This is a genomic window from Aeromonas sp. FDAARGOS 1406, from assembly GCF_019048565.1.
Classification (GTDB): Bacteria; Pseudomonadota; Gammaproteobacteria; order Enterobacterales; family Aeromonadaceae; genus Aeromonas; species Aeromonas caviae.
Genome location: NZ_CP077378.1, coordinates 2,362,377 through 2,377,656, shown reverse-complemented (window position 1 = coordinate 2,377,656; position 15,280 = coordinate 2,362,377). Strand labels below are relative to the sequence as shown.

At 65.0% G+C, this 15,280-nt stretch carries 15 protein-coding genes; 5 read left to right on the top strand and 10 right to left on the bottom strand.

Annotated elements, in window-relative coordinates; all coding sequences use genetic code 11:
- Positions 1 to 6: 6 nt before the first annotated feature.
- Entirely contained in the window at positions 7 to 1,383 is a 1,377-nt protein-coding gene (locus tag I6L36_RS11150; RefSeq protein ID WP_216986690.1) for a phosphatase PAP2 family protein, read from the bottom strand.
- Between the two features lie 172 nt (positions 1,384 to 1,555).
- On the opposite strand from I6L36_RS11150, the gene I6L36_RS11145 reads away from it, so the two are divergent.
- On the top strand, positions 1,556 to 1,933 hold the full coding sequence (locus I6L36_RS11145) for a hypothetical protein (RefSeq protein ID WP_010675931.1): 378 nt from the start codon (positions 1,556 to 1,558) through the stop codon (positions 1,931 to 1,933).
- Between the two features lie 80 nt (positions 1,934 to 2,013).
- Here the strand turns inward: I6L36_RS11145 and I6L36_RS11140 are convergent, their stop codons facing one another.
- On the bottom strand, positions 2,014 to 3,396 hold the full coding sequence (locus I6L36_RS11140; protein ID WP_216986689.1) for a hypothetical protein: 1,383 nt from the start codon (positions 3,394 to 3,396) through the stop codon (positions 2,014 to 2,016).
- Positions 3,397 to 3,615: 219 nt separating this feature from the next.
- On the opposite strand from I6L36_RS11140, the gene I6L36_RS11135 reads away from it, so the two are divergent.
- Positions 3,616 to 3,933: a YnjH family protein gene (locus I6L36_RS11135; RefSeq protein ID WP_010675928.1), complete on the top strand. Its 318-nt coding sequence runs from the start codon at positions 3,616 to 3,618 to the stop codon at positions 3,931 to 3,933.
- 904 nt (positions 3,934 to 4,837) lie between these two features.
- Here I6L36_RS11135 and I6L36_RS11130 read toward each other — a convergent pair.
- The gene (locus I6L36_RS11130; RefSeq protein WP_109112078.1) at positions 4,838 to 6,286 is read right to left on the bottom strand and encodes a catalase; all 1,449 of its coding nucleotides are present in this window, start codon (positions 6,284 to 6,286) and stop codon (positions 4,838 to 4,840) included.
- A gap of 152 nt (positions 6,287 to 6,438) precedes the next feature.
- Here I6L36_RS11130 and I6L36_RS11125 point away from each other — a divergent pair, with 152 nt between their 5' ends.
- Together I6L36_RS11125 and I6L36_RS11120 are read left to right on the top strand one after the other, a co-directional pair.
- A complete protein-coding gene (locus tag I6L36_RS11125) occupies positions 6,439 to 6,927 on the top strand; it encodes a GNAT family N-acetyltransferase (RefSeq protein ID WP_109112077.1) in 489 nt (162 codons plus the stop codon).
- A complete protein-coding gene (locus I6L36_RS11120; RefSeq protein ID WP_109112076.1) occupies positions 6,924 to 7,781 on the top strand; it encodes a GyrI-like domain-containing protein in 858 nt (285 codons plus the stop codon). The genes I6L36_RS11125 and I6L36_RS11120 overlap by 4 nt, the downstream gene beginning before the upstream one ends.
- A 69-nt stretch (positions 7,782 to 7,850) precedes the next feature.
- Here I6L36_RS11120 and I6L36_RS11115 read toward each other — a convergent pair whose 3' ends face one another.
- Entirely contained in the window at positions 7,851 to 8,750 is a 900-nt protein-coding gene (locus tag I6L36_RS11115; RefSeq protein ID WP_042864813.1) for a DMT family transporter, read from the bottom strand.
- 109 nt (positions 8,751 to 8,859) lie between these two features.
- Complete coding sequence (locus tag I6L36_RS11110; RefSeq protein ID WP_029314852.1) at positions 8,860 to 9,300, bottom strand: DUF2214 family protein; 441 nt, start codon at positions 9,298 to 9,300, stop codon at positions 8,860 to 8,862.
- 110 nt (positions 9,301 to 9,410) lie between these two features.
- Between I6L36_RS11110 and I6L36_RS11105 the strand changes: the two genes are divergently transcribed.
- Complete coding sequence (locus I6L36_RS11105; RefSeq protein ID WP_109112075.1) at positions 9,411 to 11,015, top strand: sensor domain-containing diguanylate cyclase; 1,605 nt, start codon at positions 9,411 to 9,413, stop codon at positions 11,013 to 11,015.
- Between the two features lie 23 nt (positions 11,016 to 11,038).
- Here the strand turns inward: I6L36_RS11105 and I6L36_RS11100 are convergent, their stop codons facing one another.
- The 5 genes from I6L36_RS11100 to I6L36_RS11080 form a co-directional block, all read right to left on the bottom strand.
- On the bottom strand, positions 11,039 to 11,698 hold the full coding sequence (locus tag I6L36_RS11100) for an HAD family phosphatase (protein WP_109112074.1): 660 nt from the start codon (positions 11,696 to 11,698) through the stop codon (positions 11,039 to 11,041).
- Between the two features lie 65 nt (positions 11,699 to 11,763).
- A complete protein-coding gene (locus I6L36_RS11095) occupies positions 11,764 to 12,771 on the bottom strand; it encodes an ABC transporter ATP-binding protein (protein ID WP_109112073.1) in 1,008 nt (335 codons plus the stop codon).
- Positions 12,772 to 12,777: 6 nt separating this feature from the next.
- A complete protein-coding gene (locus tag I6L36_RS11090; RefSeq protein ID WP_039040132.1) occupies positions 12,778 to 13,554 on the bottom strand; it encodes an ABC transporter permease in 777 nt (258 codons plus the stop codon).
- On the bottom strand, positions 13,547 to 14,446 hold the full coding sequence (locus I6L36_RS11085; protein WP_109112072.1) for an ABC transporter permease subunit: 900 nt from the start codon (positions 14,444 to 14,446) through the stop codon (positions 13,547 to 13,549). Before I6L36_RS11085 ends, I6L36_RS11090 begins: the two co-directional genes overlap by 8 nt.
- Positions 14,446 to 15,279 (bottom strand): alkaline phosphatase family protein, encoded by an 834-nt coding sequence (locus I6L36_RS11080; protein ID WP_109112071.1) that lies wholly within the window; start codon positions 15,277 to 15,279, stop codon positions 14,446 to 14,448. Before I6L36_RS11080 ends, I6L36_RS11085 begins: the two co-directional genes overlap by 1 nt.
- Position 15,280: the final 1 nt, after the last annotated feature.

The following is a 15,280-nucleotide window of genomic DNA, read 5'->3' as shown; positions in this document are numbered from 1 at the left end:
ATTCCCTTAACGAGGGGTTGAGCGCCCGGTTCGGGCACCGTGACGGATAGCGGACAACGACCACCAGAGCCCGGCGCTGAGCCAGAACCCCAGGCAGCCAAAGAGCCACCCTTGTCCCGCGAGGATCAGCAGAGAGCTGCTGGTGAGCGCGGGCACCAGGAACAGGAGCCCTGCCACGACCAGTCCCCCTGCCAGGGTCAGCAGCGCGGCGGGCAGGGCGGGGGTGGGGCTCCGTTCGAGTGATAGCAGATTACCCGATACCAGCCCCAGGGTGAACATGGCAAGCCCGGCCAGGGCGGTGGACTGGGTGAGCCAGGCCGAGAGGGCGCTGGCGATGAGCACCCCGGCCCAGGGGAGCGGGCGTGCCGCCAGCTTCGTCAGCGGGGCGCGCAGTGCCAGCAGCAGGGCCCCCAGAGCAAGGCCGGCCACCACATCCGAGAGGAAGTGGACCCCCAGCCAGACCCGGGCCAGCCCGGCCACGCCAGCCAGCAACAGGGCCAGCAGGGCCCCCTGCCATGCCCGCAGCGCCGGCAGCCAGCCAAGCAGCAGGCCCCAGTAGAGCAGGGTCGAGGCGGCGTGGCCGCTCGGCATGCCGAAGCCCTGGGCACTCTGGCGGGCCAGCTCGGGTTGCAGGTGGAAGGGCCTGGGCCAGCCGATGCCCGCCTTGAGCAGGTTCACCACCAGGGTGAGCAGCACCATGGCAAACAGCAGATGGCGCAGCCTGGACCAGCCGAGCAGGGGCAGCAGCAAGGGCAGCAGCGCCAGCTGGAAGGGGGCCGAGCCCAGCAGATTGCACGCCCTTGGCCAGAGCGCATCCGGCCCTAGCCATTGTTGCAGGCGCTGGATCAGCGGCAACTCGGCGCGGTGCAGCTCACTGGCCGCGTCGCTGAAATCCGTCACCCACAGCACCTGGCTTTCGGGCACCTCGGCCAGCCTCGGGGCTATCCAGTCGAGCTGCGCCGGGAAGCGACGCTGGTCAGGGGGCAGGTCGGCGGCCGCGATCAGCCTGGCGTTCAGGATCTCGCCACCGAGATCCGGGGCCTGGAGCAAGGAGACAAACCCCGTCCCCCGCTGGACCCGCAGGGGCTCCAGGGTCTGGCAGGCGAACACCCTGGCCCGTTGCCAGCGCCCCAGCTCGCCGGTGACGCGACCCTGGAGGCCGGTCTCCTCGAACAGCTCGCGCAGGGCCGCCTGCTCCGGGGTCTCCCCCCTGTCGATGTAACCGCCGCTCAGGCTGTAGCGCGAGGAGAGCCTGTCCTGCACCAGCAGGATCCCTTGCTGGTGGCGGATCACGCAGGCGGCCGCAGAGGGAGGGGATTCGGCGCGGGAGGCGGGCAGGGCACCGCCCAGCAACAGCAGCAGGCAGAAGACGACTCGAAACATGATGACACCCAGGGGCAAGGAGTGGGGACAAGGGTCACAGAAATCAGACGGCCGGGCAATGGCTTGCAGGGGGCACCGACCCTGTCGGGGACGCAAGGATTGCCGTCTGCGCGGGCAGTCCCTAGTATTGGCGGCTATTGTTCTTCTCATTCACTACATTGTGGGGCTCTTCATGCGACAGTTCGGTTTCTTTCTGGGGATTGCCATCGGCGTCATCCTGATACTGTTTGGCAGCATCGTCATCTTCCAGGCCCTGCCTGCGGCGCTGGACGTGCTGGAGATGCCGAGCCGGATCCCCTTCGTGCGCGAGGTGTACACCTGGCTGATGAGCAGCGCCAACGGGCTCACCGCCCAGCTGGAGCAGAACTTCCTGGAGGCCTTCCAGACGGTGCTCAAGCTGATCCTGCTCATCACCTTCATGTGGGTCTGTGTCAAGCTGGTCAACATGGGGGTGCTGATCATCCGGGCCGGCGTCGACCTTATCCGCACCGCCATCGAGCACAGCGAAGAGAAGGGTGCCAAGCCCACCGAGCAGGACCGCCATTTCTGATCTTCCCCTGCTACGGGTCAGATAACCAACAGGCCATCATGTGATGGCCTGTTTTTATGGTGGCATGACGCTTAAAAAAGTCAGTTAAGCAGTTTTTCCAGCTCCGCTTCGGCATCCGCCCTGGCCTGATCGCTCAGGGCGCCGGAAGTCGCTTCCCGCTTCTCGCCCTGTTGCTGCACCGCCTTGGCCGCTTGCTGCTGTGCACTGGTCGCGGCACTGATGGCGGCGGCGCTGCTGGCGGCCTGCTTGGCGCTGTCGCTCACCGCCTTGGCCGCTTGCTGCTGCGCTGTGGTCGCGGTACTGATGGTTGCGGCGCTGCTGGCGCCCTGCTTGGCGCTGTCGCTCACAGCCTTGGTGGTTTGCTGCTGCGTACTGGTCGCGGCACTGATGGCCGCTGCACTGCTGACGGCCTGCTTGGCGCTGTCGCTCACCGCCTTGACGGCTTGTTGCTGCGCCGTGGTTGCGGCACTGCTGGCGGCCTGTTTGGCGCTGTCGCTCACCGCCTTGGCGGCTTGCTGCTGCGCCGTGGTGGCGGCACTGATGGCGGCGGCACTGCTGGCAGCCTGCTTGGCGCTGTCGCTCGCCGCCTTGGTCGCTTGCTGCTGCGCGGTGGTGGCACTGATGGTCGCTGCGCTGCTGGCGGCCTGTTTGGCGGTGTCGCTCACCGCCTTTTCGGCTTGCTGCTGCGCCGTGGTTGCGGCACTGATGGCGGCGGCACTGCTGGCGGCCTGCTTGGCGCTGTCGCTCACCGCCTTGGCGGTTTGCTGCTGCGCCGCGGTGGCGGCACTGATGGTCGCTGCGCTGCTGGCGGCCTGTTTGGCCGAGTCGCTCGCCGCCTTGGTCGCTTGTTGCTGCGCCGTGGTGGCGGCACTACCGATCACCTGTCTGGTGGAGTCGGACAGGGCCTTGCTGGCGCTCTGTTGCAGGCCCCCCATCATGGTGCCCAGCAGAGAACTGCCCGCGCCCGTGAGCCCCTGACCGGCACCGGTCAGGGCCGTGGCGGCCGGGGTGGCCTGGGACTGCCAGCCCTGCATGGCGCTGGGCCAGGTCGGGGTGGCGGCCGTCAGGTTTTCCCCGAAGACCTGGGTCGCCCCGTCACCTTTTTGCACCATGACGGCGAGCTGGTTGGTGTCGGCGTTCCAGACCATGCCGGCCTGCTTGGCCACGTCCGGCACCGGGGCGTAGCGGGAGACCACGTAAAAGAGCGGCCCCTCCTGTTGCAGCTCGTCGGCGGTCTTGAGCAGCTGCATGGTGCTCTCGTAGTTGGGCCCCAGCATGGCGGTCATTCTGTCCTTGATCAGCGGCTGCTCGAACAGGTTGGCCTCGTTCGGATCGAAACCGACCAGCGGCTTGAGCAGGGCCCACATCAGCTGGCTGGTGGGGCTCATCATCAGCAGGGGGGCGACACAGGCGGACAACATCAGGCTCAGGCAGGCAGCCTTGAGCAACGGCATGATACGCATTGACAACATATCCAGTTAATTACCTGATTATTAAGGGTTACTCATTACCACATCCCGGCGATGCCGGTGGGGGCCCACGGCAGCGCCCTGACAGGCCTTGGCGGGCGCAGGCAGGCTATCATATTGCTTCCGGAATGCCAGATGAGCCGACATTTATTGGTCAAGTCGAGGGCTCTGCTGGTCGCTTTACACTTTCACTCCCCCGTGACAGGAATTCCCATGATCCGTTGTGCAGGTTGTCTGCTGGCCCTTGGCTGGCTCTTCCCCGCGTTGGCCGCCCCGGCGTCCAACACCCTCAGCCACTCGGTGGGCACCGAGCTGGTGCTGCCCCTTGGTTCGCTGCCCGAGCGGGTGTGCTGGTATCAGGATCAGAAATACTCCCAGGGGGCCCGTATCCAGCAGGGGGGGCTCTGGCTGGAGTGCGCGCCGCAACAGGCGATGGAGACCAATGGTCCCCTGATCTGGCGAGAGGTGACGACGCCGTCACAGAGTGGTGAACCGGAGGGCAACCAGCGGACGATCCGGGTGGGCCAGTGAGCCTTTTCTTGATCCAGCTACAGACACGGGCGTGATCTCTATCGCATAATGCGGCTCTTTCTTCTCTTGACTGGGATCTAAGCAATGGCTCGTCGCTCTTCCAATGCACAACGTCGTCGCAGTAGCTGGTGGTACAAACGCTTGTTGGCAAGGGAGCGGGAAGAGCGCGAAGCGCGTTCCGTCCGGGATTGATACCGCATTGAACAACGGAGCCTCGGGCTCCGTTTTTATTGGTGACTAAACGTGTATTACCGCAGGCAGGTTTATTACCACAGGTGGACAATGGTGCCGCTCTGCCAATGCACAACGTCGTTGCCGCCGTGAGCTGGCGGTACCAACCCTTGTTGGCAAGGGAGCGGGAAGCGCGCGAGGGCGCTGCGCCCGGGATGGATACTGCATTGAAAAACGGAGCCTCGGGCTCCGTTTTTATTGGTGACTAAACGTGCATTACCGCAGGCAGGTTTATTACCACAGGTGGATAATGATGCCGTTCTGCCAGTGCACAACGTCGTTGCCGTCGTGAGCTGGTGGTACAAACCCTTGTTGGCAAGGGTCGGGAAGCGCGCGAGGGCACTTCGTCCGGGATGGATACGGCATGGAAAAACGGAGCCTCTGGCTCCGTTTTTATGGGTGACTAAAAGTGCATTACCACAGACAGGTTTATTACCACAGGTGGATAATGGTGCCGCTCTGCCAGTGCACAACGTCGTTGCCGTCGTGAGCTGGCGGTACAAACCCTTGTTGGCAAGGGGACGGGAAGCGCGCGAGGGCGCTGCGTCCGGGATGGATGCGGCATGGAAAAACGGAGCCTCTGGCTGCGTTTTTCATTCATCAAAGACCGTCATGCGAGAACGGGGGCCATCAGGCCCCCGTTTTGCTTTTGCAGAGGTTGGCTGCCTGCGACTCAGCGTTGCAGGGCGGCCAGGGCCAGCTCGACCCGCTTGGCGTACTCGGGGTCGGCCTGCTCGAAGTGCCTGAGCTGGGCCGCGACGATGGCGTCATCCTCCACATTGATGAGGGAGCGGGCCAGGTTGGCGGCGAGGCGGGCACGCTGCCCCTCGTCCATCAGGCGGAAGAGATCCCCCGGCTGGCTGTAGTAGTCGCTGTCGTAGTCGCGAAAATCGTAGTGCAGGGCAGCCCCTTCCAGACTCAGGGCCGGTTCGTGCTGCTCGCTCGGCTGCTGGGTGCCGAAGCGGTTTGGCTGGTAGTTGGGGCTGGCGCCGCCATTGCTGTCCGCCCGCATGGCGCCGTCGCGGTGGGCGCCGTGGTGGAACGGGCAGCGCGGGGCGTTGACCGGCAGCAGGCCGTGGTTGACGCCGAGGCGGTAGCGCTGGGTGTCACCGTAGGAGAAGAGCCTCCCCTGCAACATGCGATCCGGCGAGAAGCCGATGCCGGGCACCACGTTGGCCGGGGTGAAGGCGGCCTGCTCCACGTGGGCGAAGTAGTTGTCCGGGTTCTGGTTGAGCTCCAGCACGCCCACCGGGATGAGCGGGTAGTCCTTGTGGGGCCATACCTTGGTGAGGTCGAACGGGTGGATCGAGTAGGTCTGGGCCTCGGCCTCTGGCATCACCTGCACATAGACCTTCCAGCGCGGGAAGTCCCCCCGCTCGATGGCGTTGAACAGATCCGCCTGGCTGGTCTCTCTGTCCTGACCGACGACGGTGGCCGCCTCTTCATCGGTGTAGAAGCGGTGGCCCTGCTCGGTCTTGAAGTGGAACTTGACCCAGAAGCGCTCGTTGGCCGAGTTGATGAAGCTGAAGGTGTGGCTGCCGTAGCCGTTCATCTCCCGCAGGCTCCTGGGGATGCCGCGATCGCTGAAGAGGATGGTGACCTGGTGCAGGGATTCCGGGTGGCGGGACCAGAAGTCCCAGGCGGCGGTGGCGCTGCGCAGGTTGGTGCGGGGATCCCGCTTCTGGGTGTGGATGAAGTCAGGGAATTTCAGGGGATCGCGAATGAAGAACACCGGGGTGTTGTTGCCCACCAGATCCCAGTTGCCCTGCTCGGTGTAGAACTTGAGGGCGAAGCCGCGCACGTCCCGCTCGGCATCGGCGGCCCCCTTCTCGCCGGCCACGGTGGAGAAGCGCAGGAACACCGGGGTCTGCTTGCCGACGGCGTTGAACAGGTCGGCCTTGCTGAAGGCGCTGATGTCGTGGGTCACGGTGAAGGTGCCGTAGGCGCCCGAGCCCTTGGCGTGCACCACCCGCTCGGGAATGCGCTCGCGGTCGAAGTGGGCGAGTTTCTCCATCAACCAGATGTCTTGCATCAGGACGGGGCCGCGGGGGCCGGCGGTGAGGCTGTTGTTGTTGTCGACGACGGGGGCGCCGTTGGCGCTGCGCAGGGTCTTGTCGGTCATGGCGGGTCTCCTTGTGATGAGTCGCCAGACTAGGGGAAGTGGGGGAGCGGCGCCAATGGAGTGTGCCTAACCCTTTGATTGGTTTCGCTGATGGGGGTGGAAACAGACGCCAGCCTTGCGGCAAGATGGGATTCAGCCAATCAGGAGGTCTCATGTCCATCACCATTCGCCGCGCCGGGCCGGAAGATGCCGCCGCCCTGCGGGATCTTCACGCCATGCCCCATGCCCAGGCGGGCACCCTGCAACTTCCCTTCCCCTCCCTGCAGCAGTGGGAGCAGAAGCTGACCCCGCGGGATGGCATCTACAGCCTGCTGGCGGAGTGCGATGGGGAGGTGGCGGGCGCGCTGGTCCTGATGGTGGAGCCTGCCCCCCGTCGCCGCCACGTGGCGAGCATCGGCATGGCGGTACACGATGACTGGGCCGGGCACGGGGTGGGCACCGCCCTGATGCAGGCAGCGCTGGATCTGGCGGACAACTGGCTCGGCTTGACGCGGGTGGAGCTGACGGTCTGGGCCGACAATCAGGCAGCCCTGGCCCTCTATCGCAAGGCGGGCTTTGTGGAGGAGGGCGTTGCCCGGGATTACGGCCTGCGTCATGGGGTGCTGGTGGATGCCCTCTACATGGCCAGGGTGCGCCGATGATCGACTATCGCGAGCGCCTGACGCCGGTGCTGCGGGCACTGGAGCAGGATCCGGATCTCTCCATCGAGGCGCTGGCGAGTCGCGCTTGCCTCTCCCTCTACCATTTCCACCGGGTGTTCACCGCCGTGGTGGGGGAGGCCCCCGGCGAGATGTGCCGCCGCCTGCGGATGCAGCGGGCGGCCTGGCAGCTCTGCTACACCGATGCCAGCGTTACCGCCATCGCCCTGGGGGCGGGACTTGGCAGCTCCCAGGCCTTCGCAAAGGCGTTTCGCCGCCACTATGGCTGCACCCCAGGGGCGTTTCGCCGCGACAAGGGCAAGAACGGACACCTGGATCGCAAGGAAGGACACGCATGGCAAGGGGCACTCCCTTATGCTGAAGGCCACTCATCAGCAAGGAGCAACACCATGAACACCGTCGAGATGGACGCCCGCACCCTGGCCTATATCCGCGTGACCGGCCCCTATGGCGAAGGGTATGACGCCGTCTGCCATCGCCTTCACCAGTGGGCCGCGCCCCGTGGCCTGGAAGGAGGAGAGTGGATCTTCATCTACCACGACAACCCCGAGGTGACGCCGCCGGCCCAGTGCCGCACCGACATCGGCATCAGCGTGCCGGTGGGCACCCTGGGGACGGGGGAGGTGGAAATTCAGCACATCCCCGCCGGGCGCTACGCCCAGTCCCGCTACCTCATCACGGATCGCAGCCAGTACGGGGAGCGCTGGCAGGAGCACATCGGCGATATCGTCGCGGCCGGGCTCGCCTTTGGGGACGGCCCCTGCTTCGAGCTCTATCACAGCGTGAGCAATGACCCGCTGCGGGATGACGTGAGCTTCTGCTCCAGCGTGCGCTAGGCAGGCGGCAATAAAACGAGGCGCCCAAGGGCGCCTCGTTCAATTTGGGGTCCATGACCACCGCAGATATCAGGGCTGGCTGGGCACCTTGTTGCGGCGGGACTTCCACCACCAGCGCAGGCGGATCTGGGAGATGAGCATCCCCGCCAGCATCAGGGCACAGCCGACCACAGCCCGTTCGTCCAGATGTTCCCCCAGCAGCAAGACACCGCCGATGGCGGCGAACACCGTCTCTAGGCTGAGGATGATGGCGGCATGGGCCGGATGGGCACCGCGCTGCCCCACCACCTGCAGGGTATAGCCGATGCCGACCGAGACCAGACCTGCGTAGAGCAGCGCCTGCCAGCCCGCCACGGCACCACTCGCCGTCGGGGTCTCGATGACGAAGGCCGTGGCCAGGCTGAGCAGGCCGCACACCACGAACTGCACCCCGGCAAGACGAATGGGGGCGACCCGATTCGAGTAGTGATCCAGCACCAGCAGATGCACGGCCCAGAACAGGGCCCCGATCACTTGCAGCAGATCGCCGTAGCCGATGGTGAACTCCTCGGTGACGCTGAGGTAGTAGAGCCCGGCCATGGCGATGAGGGCGCCTACCCAGGTGTTGGCCCCGGTCTTGTGGCGCAGGGCCAGGCCGATGACGGGGACCAGGATGATGTAGAGGCCGGTGATGAAGCCCGCCTTGGCGGCCGTGGTGTAGAGCAGCCCCACCTGTTGCAGGGAGGCGGCGGAAAAGAGCACGGTGCCGGCGATGAGGCCCCCAGTCAGCAGCAGGCGGTGATCACCGGCAGGCTGGGGCGGCTGGCGTGACTTGAGCCACCACAAGAGCGGCAGCAGGGAGAGGGCGCCCAGCAGGAAGCGCAGGCCGTTGAAGGTGAAGGGCCCCATGTGATCCATCCCCAGACGCTGGGCAACGAAGCCCAGCCCCCAGATGGCGGCGGCCATCAATAACATCATGTTTGAACGCATACGGAATCATCCCTGAGAAAGAGTCTCGGCGGCACTCGGGCCCCGCCATTACGATACCTGCGAGAAGGGGCGTTTGTCGTCAGCCATTTGTTGCCGGGCGAGGGCAGGATCAGCGGCTGGCCAGCTTGGCGAGCAGGGGCAGCAGGGCGAGCAGCAGCAGGTTGCCCCTAAGGATCCAGATCACCCAGAACTGCTGCTGGGTGGAGACAAGGGGAGCCCGTCCCTGGCGCAAGGATCGGCGCCAGTGGTGGAACAGCCGGCTGGGATAGCCAAAGCTGATGGCCATGGCGAAGAACATCAGCAGCTTGGTGCGGTAACCCGGATTGGCAAACAGGATGGCCGGTGGCTGGGGATGGGCGACCACCAGCAGCACGCCCGTGATGAAGATGAGCAGCAGGGCCAGGGCGGCCAGGCTGTCAGCCAGCAGCAGCTTGCGCACCTGCTCGATGGACATGCCGCGCCGGAACAGGAAATACTCCGAGGTGATGGCACCGGTCAGGGTGATCACGGCGCAGTAATGGAGGGCAGTCAGCAGTTCCGGTTTCAACATCCAGGCCAGTTCCTTCTCGTTGGCCACCCGATGCGCTTCCCTTTGGACGCCATCAGGTGGGGCTGATATTCTGACACTACACGATGTCAGGGGATAGCATGGAGTCAGGGTTGGATAAGCGAGCAGTCTCCAAAAAGACTTGGTCCCTGGTGGCACGGATGCGCCTGGGCCTGCTTCTGCTCTTCATTCCCGTCCTGATGCTGGGCGCCATCTACTACCTGCACATGGAGCGCAGCCTGCAGCGAGAGCTGCAACAGCGCCTGCTCGCCACCAATCACCAGTTGCGCCACGTCTTCATCGAACCCTACCTGAACGAGATGGAGCGTCAGTTCTCCCTCATCTACGACCAGGTCAAGGTGGAGGACATCAGCGGCCCCCGTCTGCGCAACACCGACTCCTATCTCAGGGAGTGGCGTCTCTACAAGGGGGTGATGGCTGATCTCATCTACATCTATGTGGGCACCGCCGAGCGCCAGATGCTGATCTACCCCGAATGGCAGGCGGATGCGGACTTCGATCCCAGGGTGCGCCCCTGGTATCAGCTGGCCAGCCAGCATGTGGGCAAGATGGTCTGGACCGAACCCTACTACGACTACACCAACGGCACGCTGGTGATCGCCCTGGCGCGGGCCATCACCGACAAGGAGGGCAAGGTGCGGGGGGTCTTCGCGGTGGATGCCATCCTGGCCCCCTTCTCCGCCCAGCTGAACCGGCAGTGGAACAGCGGCTACCAGATGATCGTCAACCAGTCGGGCAAGGTGCTGGCCCACCCCGATCCCTCACAACTGCTCAAGCCCATGACCAACCCGACCTGGCTTTCCCGCTTCAGCGGAGAGGACGGCATCTTCCTGGATCAGGCGTCTCGCCAGTTCGTGGCCTACAGCCGTCTGCCGGACCACAACTGGGTGCTGATCAGCGTGTTGCCTGCCTCCAGCATCCAAGCGGTGGTGGCGAGCGCCTCCCTCAACGTGCTCGGGATCATCGTGCTGGCCAGCGTGCTCTACATGGTGCTGGCACTGATCTGGTCCCGTTATTTCAGGCGGATGCTGGACGAGATCGCCACCGTGATCCGGGCCAGCCGGACCCAGCCTGACGAGGTGCACCAGGGGGGGATGCGCGAGCTCAGGCACGTCTATGCCGAGCTGGCGGAGGTGAGCAAGGATTATCACGAGGTGCGCCAGCAGGCGAACCTCGACAAGCTGACCGGCCTTTACAACCGGCGCTTCTTCGACGAGCGGTTGAATCGGCTGCTGCTCGATCAGGACCGCTTCTGCCTGGCCATGATCGATCTGGACGGTTTCAAGCGGATCAATGACACCTATGGTCACCAGACCGGGGACGTGGTGCTCAAGCGGGTGGCCAGCTTTGGCGCCAAGCTGCTGGGGGATCATGGCTGGGTATGCCGCTATGGCGGGGAAGAGCTGGTGGTGCTGTTTGCCAATCCCGATATCCACTTCTGCCAAATGCTGCTGGAGCAGTACAGGATTGGGGTGGCCTCCCTGCACTGGCGTGAACCCGGTCTTGGGATCACCTTCAGCGGCGGCCTGGTGGCGAGTGCCCCCGGGCTTGGGGCCAGGAGCCTGCTGATCATGGTCGATGCCGAGGTCTATCGCGCCAAGGGTGACGGCAAGAATCGCATCTACATGGTGGATCCCCTGGCTCCCCGGGACGACTCGCCCTCAGGGGATGGCATGTTGAGCAAAGAAGAGGCCTGAGGGCCTCTTCTTCATTGCGCGGATCAAGGGTGCAACTGCCAGGTCCAGAGGGGCCATCCCAGCTCCTCGGCGCACTGGCGCAGGGCGGGGGCCGGATTGACCGCATGAGGATGGCTCACCGCCTGCAGCATGGGCAGATCGTTGTGGGAATCGCTGTAGCCGAAGCTCTCCTGCCAGAGGTGTTCCTTTCCGGCAAAGAGCTGGTTGATGCGGGCCACCTTGCCTTCGCGAAAACTCAGGGTGCCGCGGGTCTGGCCGGTCAGCATGCCGGCTTCCTCGTCGAGCAGGATGGCCACGCAGTGATCCATCCCCAGCATCTGCGCCATGGGGGCCACCAGATGCTCGCCGGAGGCGGAGATGAGCACCAGCTCGTCGCCACGCTGGCGGTGCCACTCGATGCGGGCCAGCCCCTCGGGGTAGAGGCGCTCCCGCAGCACCTGTTCGGCAAAGCGGGTGCAGAGGGAGTCGAGCCACTGGCGCGTCTTGCCTGCCAGCGGTTGCAGGGTGAAGGCCATGTACTGGTGCATGTCCATCTTGCCCTGATGGTAGAGGGACATCATGGCCTGCTCCTCGGCCACCATGCCCGCCGGGGCCAGCTCCTGGGCCACCATGTACTCCAGCCAGAGGCTGGCGGAATCCCCGGCAATAAGGGTCTCGTCCAGATCAAACAGTGCCAGGGCCATGGCTGCTCCTCGGGTTGGCTGCCAGCATCGGAGTACTGGCTGAAAAATGAATGGGATTCATGGCGTTATGCTACCTCACAGAGTTGATCTCGGGCCACCACCAGGGTCACGGCGCTGCCCACCGGCAGCAGATCGCCGGCACGGCGGTTGAGGCAATCCACCGTCAACAGCCCTGCCTCGCACTCCACCTGATAGCGGATGACGTTGCCGAGCAGCTGCTGCTGGCGAACGATGCCGGGCAGGCTGGGCTCGTGGCTGACCGCCCCGGCGGGCAGCAGGGTGATGGACTCTGGCCGCAGCGCCAGCTTGCCGCGAAAGCGCGGGCCGAACAGGGATTTGGCCTGCTCGCCACCCAGCAGGTTGTAGTTGCCGATAAAGCCCGCCACGAACTCGCTGGCGGGGCGGGTGTAGATCTGCTCCGGTGTGCCGCTCTGGACGATGGACCCCTTGTTCATCAGGAAGATCCGATCCGACAGGGTCAGCGCCTCCTCCTGATCGTGGGTCACGAAGATGGTGGTGAGCTCGAGGCGCTGCTGGATCTCGCGGATCTGCTGGCGCAGGCTGCGGCGGATGCGGGCATCCAGCGCCGAGAGCGGCTCATCCAGCAGCAGGATCCGCGGTTGCACCACCAGAGCCCGGGCCAGCGCCACTCGCTGGCGCTGGCCGCCGGAGAGCTCGGCCGGATAGCGGCGCTCGAAGCCGGTCAGCTCCACCAGCTCTAGCGCCTCCTGCACGCTGGCGGCGAGATCCCGCCCCGGCTGGGGTTTCATCTTGAGGCCGAAGGCGACGTTGTCCCACACCGTCATGTTGGGAAACAGCGCATAGCTCTGGAACACCATGCCGATGCCCCGCTTCTGGGGCTCCTGCCAGGTGATGTCCTCACCGGCCACCCGCACCTGACCGCCATCCACCGGGGTGAGCCCGGCCAGCGCCCGCAGCAGGGTGGATTTGCCGCAGCCGGAGGGGCCGAGCAGGGTCACCAACTCCCCCTTGCGAATGCCGAATTCAATTCCCTCGAACACCTTGGTGTCGCCGTAGGATTTGTGCAGTTGATTCACTTCTAGATGGAACATGTTGATTCACCGATGAAATCTGTTGGCCGCCCAGGTGAGCAGCAGGGTCAGCAGGAAGTAGCTCATCACCAGTGCGCTGGTGAAGTGGCCCGAGGTGGCACGCATGTTGTAGAGGTAGACCTGCAGGGTCTCGTAACGGGTGCCCACCAGCATGTTGGCAAACACGAACTCCCCGAGCAGGAAGGACAGCGAGAGAAACAGCGCCGCCAGCAGCCCCTTGCGCAGGCAGGGGATCACCACCAGCAGGAAGGCGCGGGCGCTGCTCGCCCCCAGCAGGTGAGCGGCATCCATCAGATCCTTGAGCGGCACCCCTTGCAGGCTGTTGGCCAGCGCCCGGTACATGAAGGGGAGCACCACGGTGAACCAGGTCCCGATCAGGATCCAGGGCGTGCCGATAATCGGCAGCACGCCGTCAGCGTAGATCTGCAGCAAGCCCACCGAGGAGACCACGGGCGGCACCGCGAAGGGGAGCAGGATCAAGAGGTTCATCCAGGGATCCAGCCTGGGGAAGTAGTAGGCCACCACCAGCACGGTGGGCACCAGCACCAGGGTCCCCAGCAGCAGGGTGGCGAAACAGACCAGGAGGCTGCGGCCAAAGGCCGCCAGAAAGCGCGGGTCACCCCAGAGTTTGAGATACCAGTCGAGGGTGAAGCCGTCCGGCAGCAGGGTCGCCCCCCAGCGGGTGGAGATGGAGTAGAGAAAGGTGGCCAGCAGCGGCAGCAGCAGGGTGGCGACCAGCGCCCCCAGCACCCATCTGGGCCAGCGCGGCGTTAAATCATGCATGGGATTGCCCCTTGTTCACATAGCTCTTTTTCAGCAGCCACTGGTTGGCGGCTGTCACCACCCCCAGCAGCACCATCAGGATCACCGCCAGCGCCGCCGCGAGATTCGGCTCGAGGAAGATGTCGCCGGAGACCAGACTGGCCACCCGGATGGTCACCAGGTTGAAGTTGCCGGTGGTGAGAGCGTAGGCAGAGGCATAGGCCCCCACCGCGTTGGCAAACAGGATGATCAGGGTGCCGAGCAGGGCAGGGGTGAGCACCGGCAGTGCCACGTGCCACACATACTGCCCCTTGCTCGCGCCGAGCAACGCGGCCGCTTGCGGCCACTCATCCTGCAGGGCGTCGAACGCCGGGTAGAGCAGCAGCAGGGCGAGGGGGATCTGGAAGTAGGTGTAAATCAGGATAAGACCGCTGCCCGAGTAGAGGTTGAAGCCGTCGATAAGGCCCCAGGATTTCAGCAGCAGGGTCACCGCGCCGTTGATGCCGAGAATGATGATAAAGGCGAATGCCAGCGGCACCCCGCTGAAGTTGCCGGTCATGGTGACGAAGGCCAGCAGCACCCGCTTGACCCGCTCGCCGCTATGGCGCAGCGCCGCCGCCCCGAGGGTGCCGATGGCAAGCCCCGCCAGACTGGCGATACCGGCGATGCGCAAGGAGTTGCCGAACGATTGCAGATAGAAGGGGGAGCTCAAAATCTCCCGGTAGTAGGTGATGCCCCAGCCATCCGGGGTCTGGAAACTGCCCACCAGCACCCACACCATGGGGGCGAGCTGGAACAGGATCATCAAGAGGATAAACGGCAGCAGCACCAGCGCGGGCAGCCAGTGGCGGCGCACCTTCTGCTTGGTTGCCACGGGTTGATCCACGAGGATCTCGGTGGTGGCAGGCATCATCAGTGCACCTCGCGCATAAAGGCGGCCTTGAGCAGCGGTGGCGCTGCCGGCTTGTCGTGGGAAATGCCCAGCAGATCCGCCATCAGGGCGCAGAGCTGGGTCTGGGCAATCGCCACCCCATCCGGCCAGCGCTCGACGAAGGCATCGCCAAACAGCCAGAGCGGCACCGCGCGCTCTTCGGGCAGGGTGCCGCCGTGGCTCAGGTCGTTGTTCATGCCGTGGTCCGAGGTGATCACCACCTGATACCCCTCTGCCAGCCACTGGGGCAGCAGGTCGGCCAGCAGGCTGTCCATGCGGCGCGCCTGATTGCGGTACTGGCGGGAATCGAGGCCACACTTGTGGCCGGCATCGTCCACCCCCATCGGGTGGATCAGCAGAAAATCGGGGTCGTACTGGCTGCGCAGCCACTCGCCGTCCATCAGCAGATGGCTGTCGGGGTAGGCGTCATCCCAGTAGAAGCAGCCGTGCTGGATCGGCAGCTGCTCGTCGTGGGTAAAGCGATCGCGGGCCGCCAGCCAGGGGCTCTGGTTGTAGAGCTCGCTCACCCAGTAGTAGGCCGCGGCCGCGGTGCGTTTGCCCGCGGCGCGGGCGAGATGGAAGATGGATTCGTGTTGGCTCAGGCGCGTCACCCCGTTGTGGGTGATGCCGCTCGCCACCGGTGGCACGCCGGTCAGGATGCACTCGTAGAGGGGCCGGGAGAGAGACGGCAGGGCGGCACTCAGGGTCGTATGCAGGCCCCGCCCCGCCTCCACCATGCCACCGAGGTAGCCCATGCAGTGGGCTACCTCGGCTGCCAGACCATCCACAAGTACCACTATCACCTTGTGTTGCACT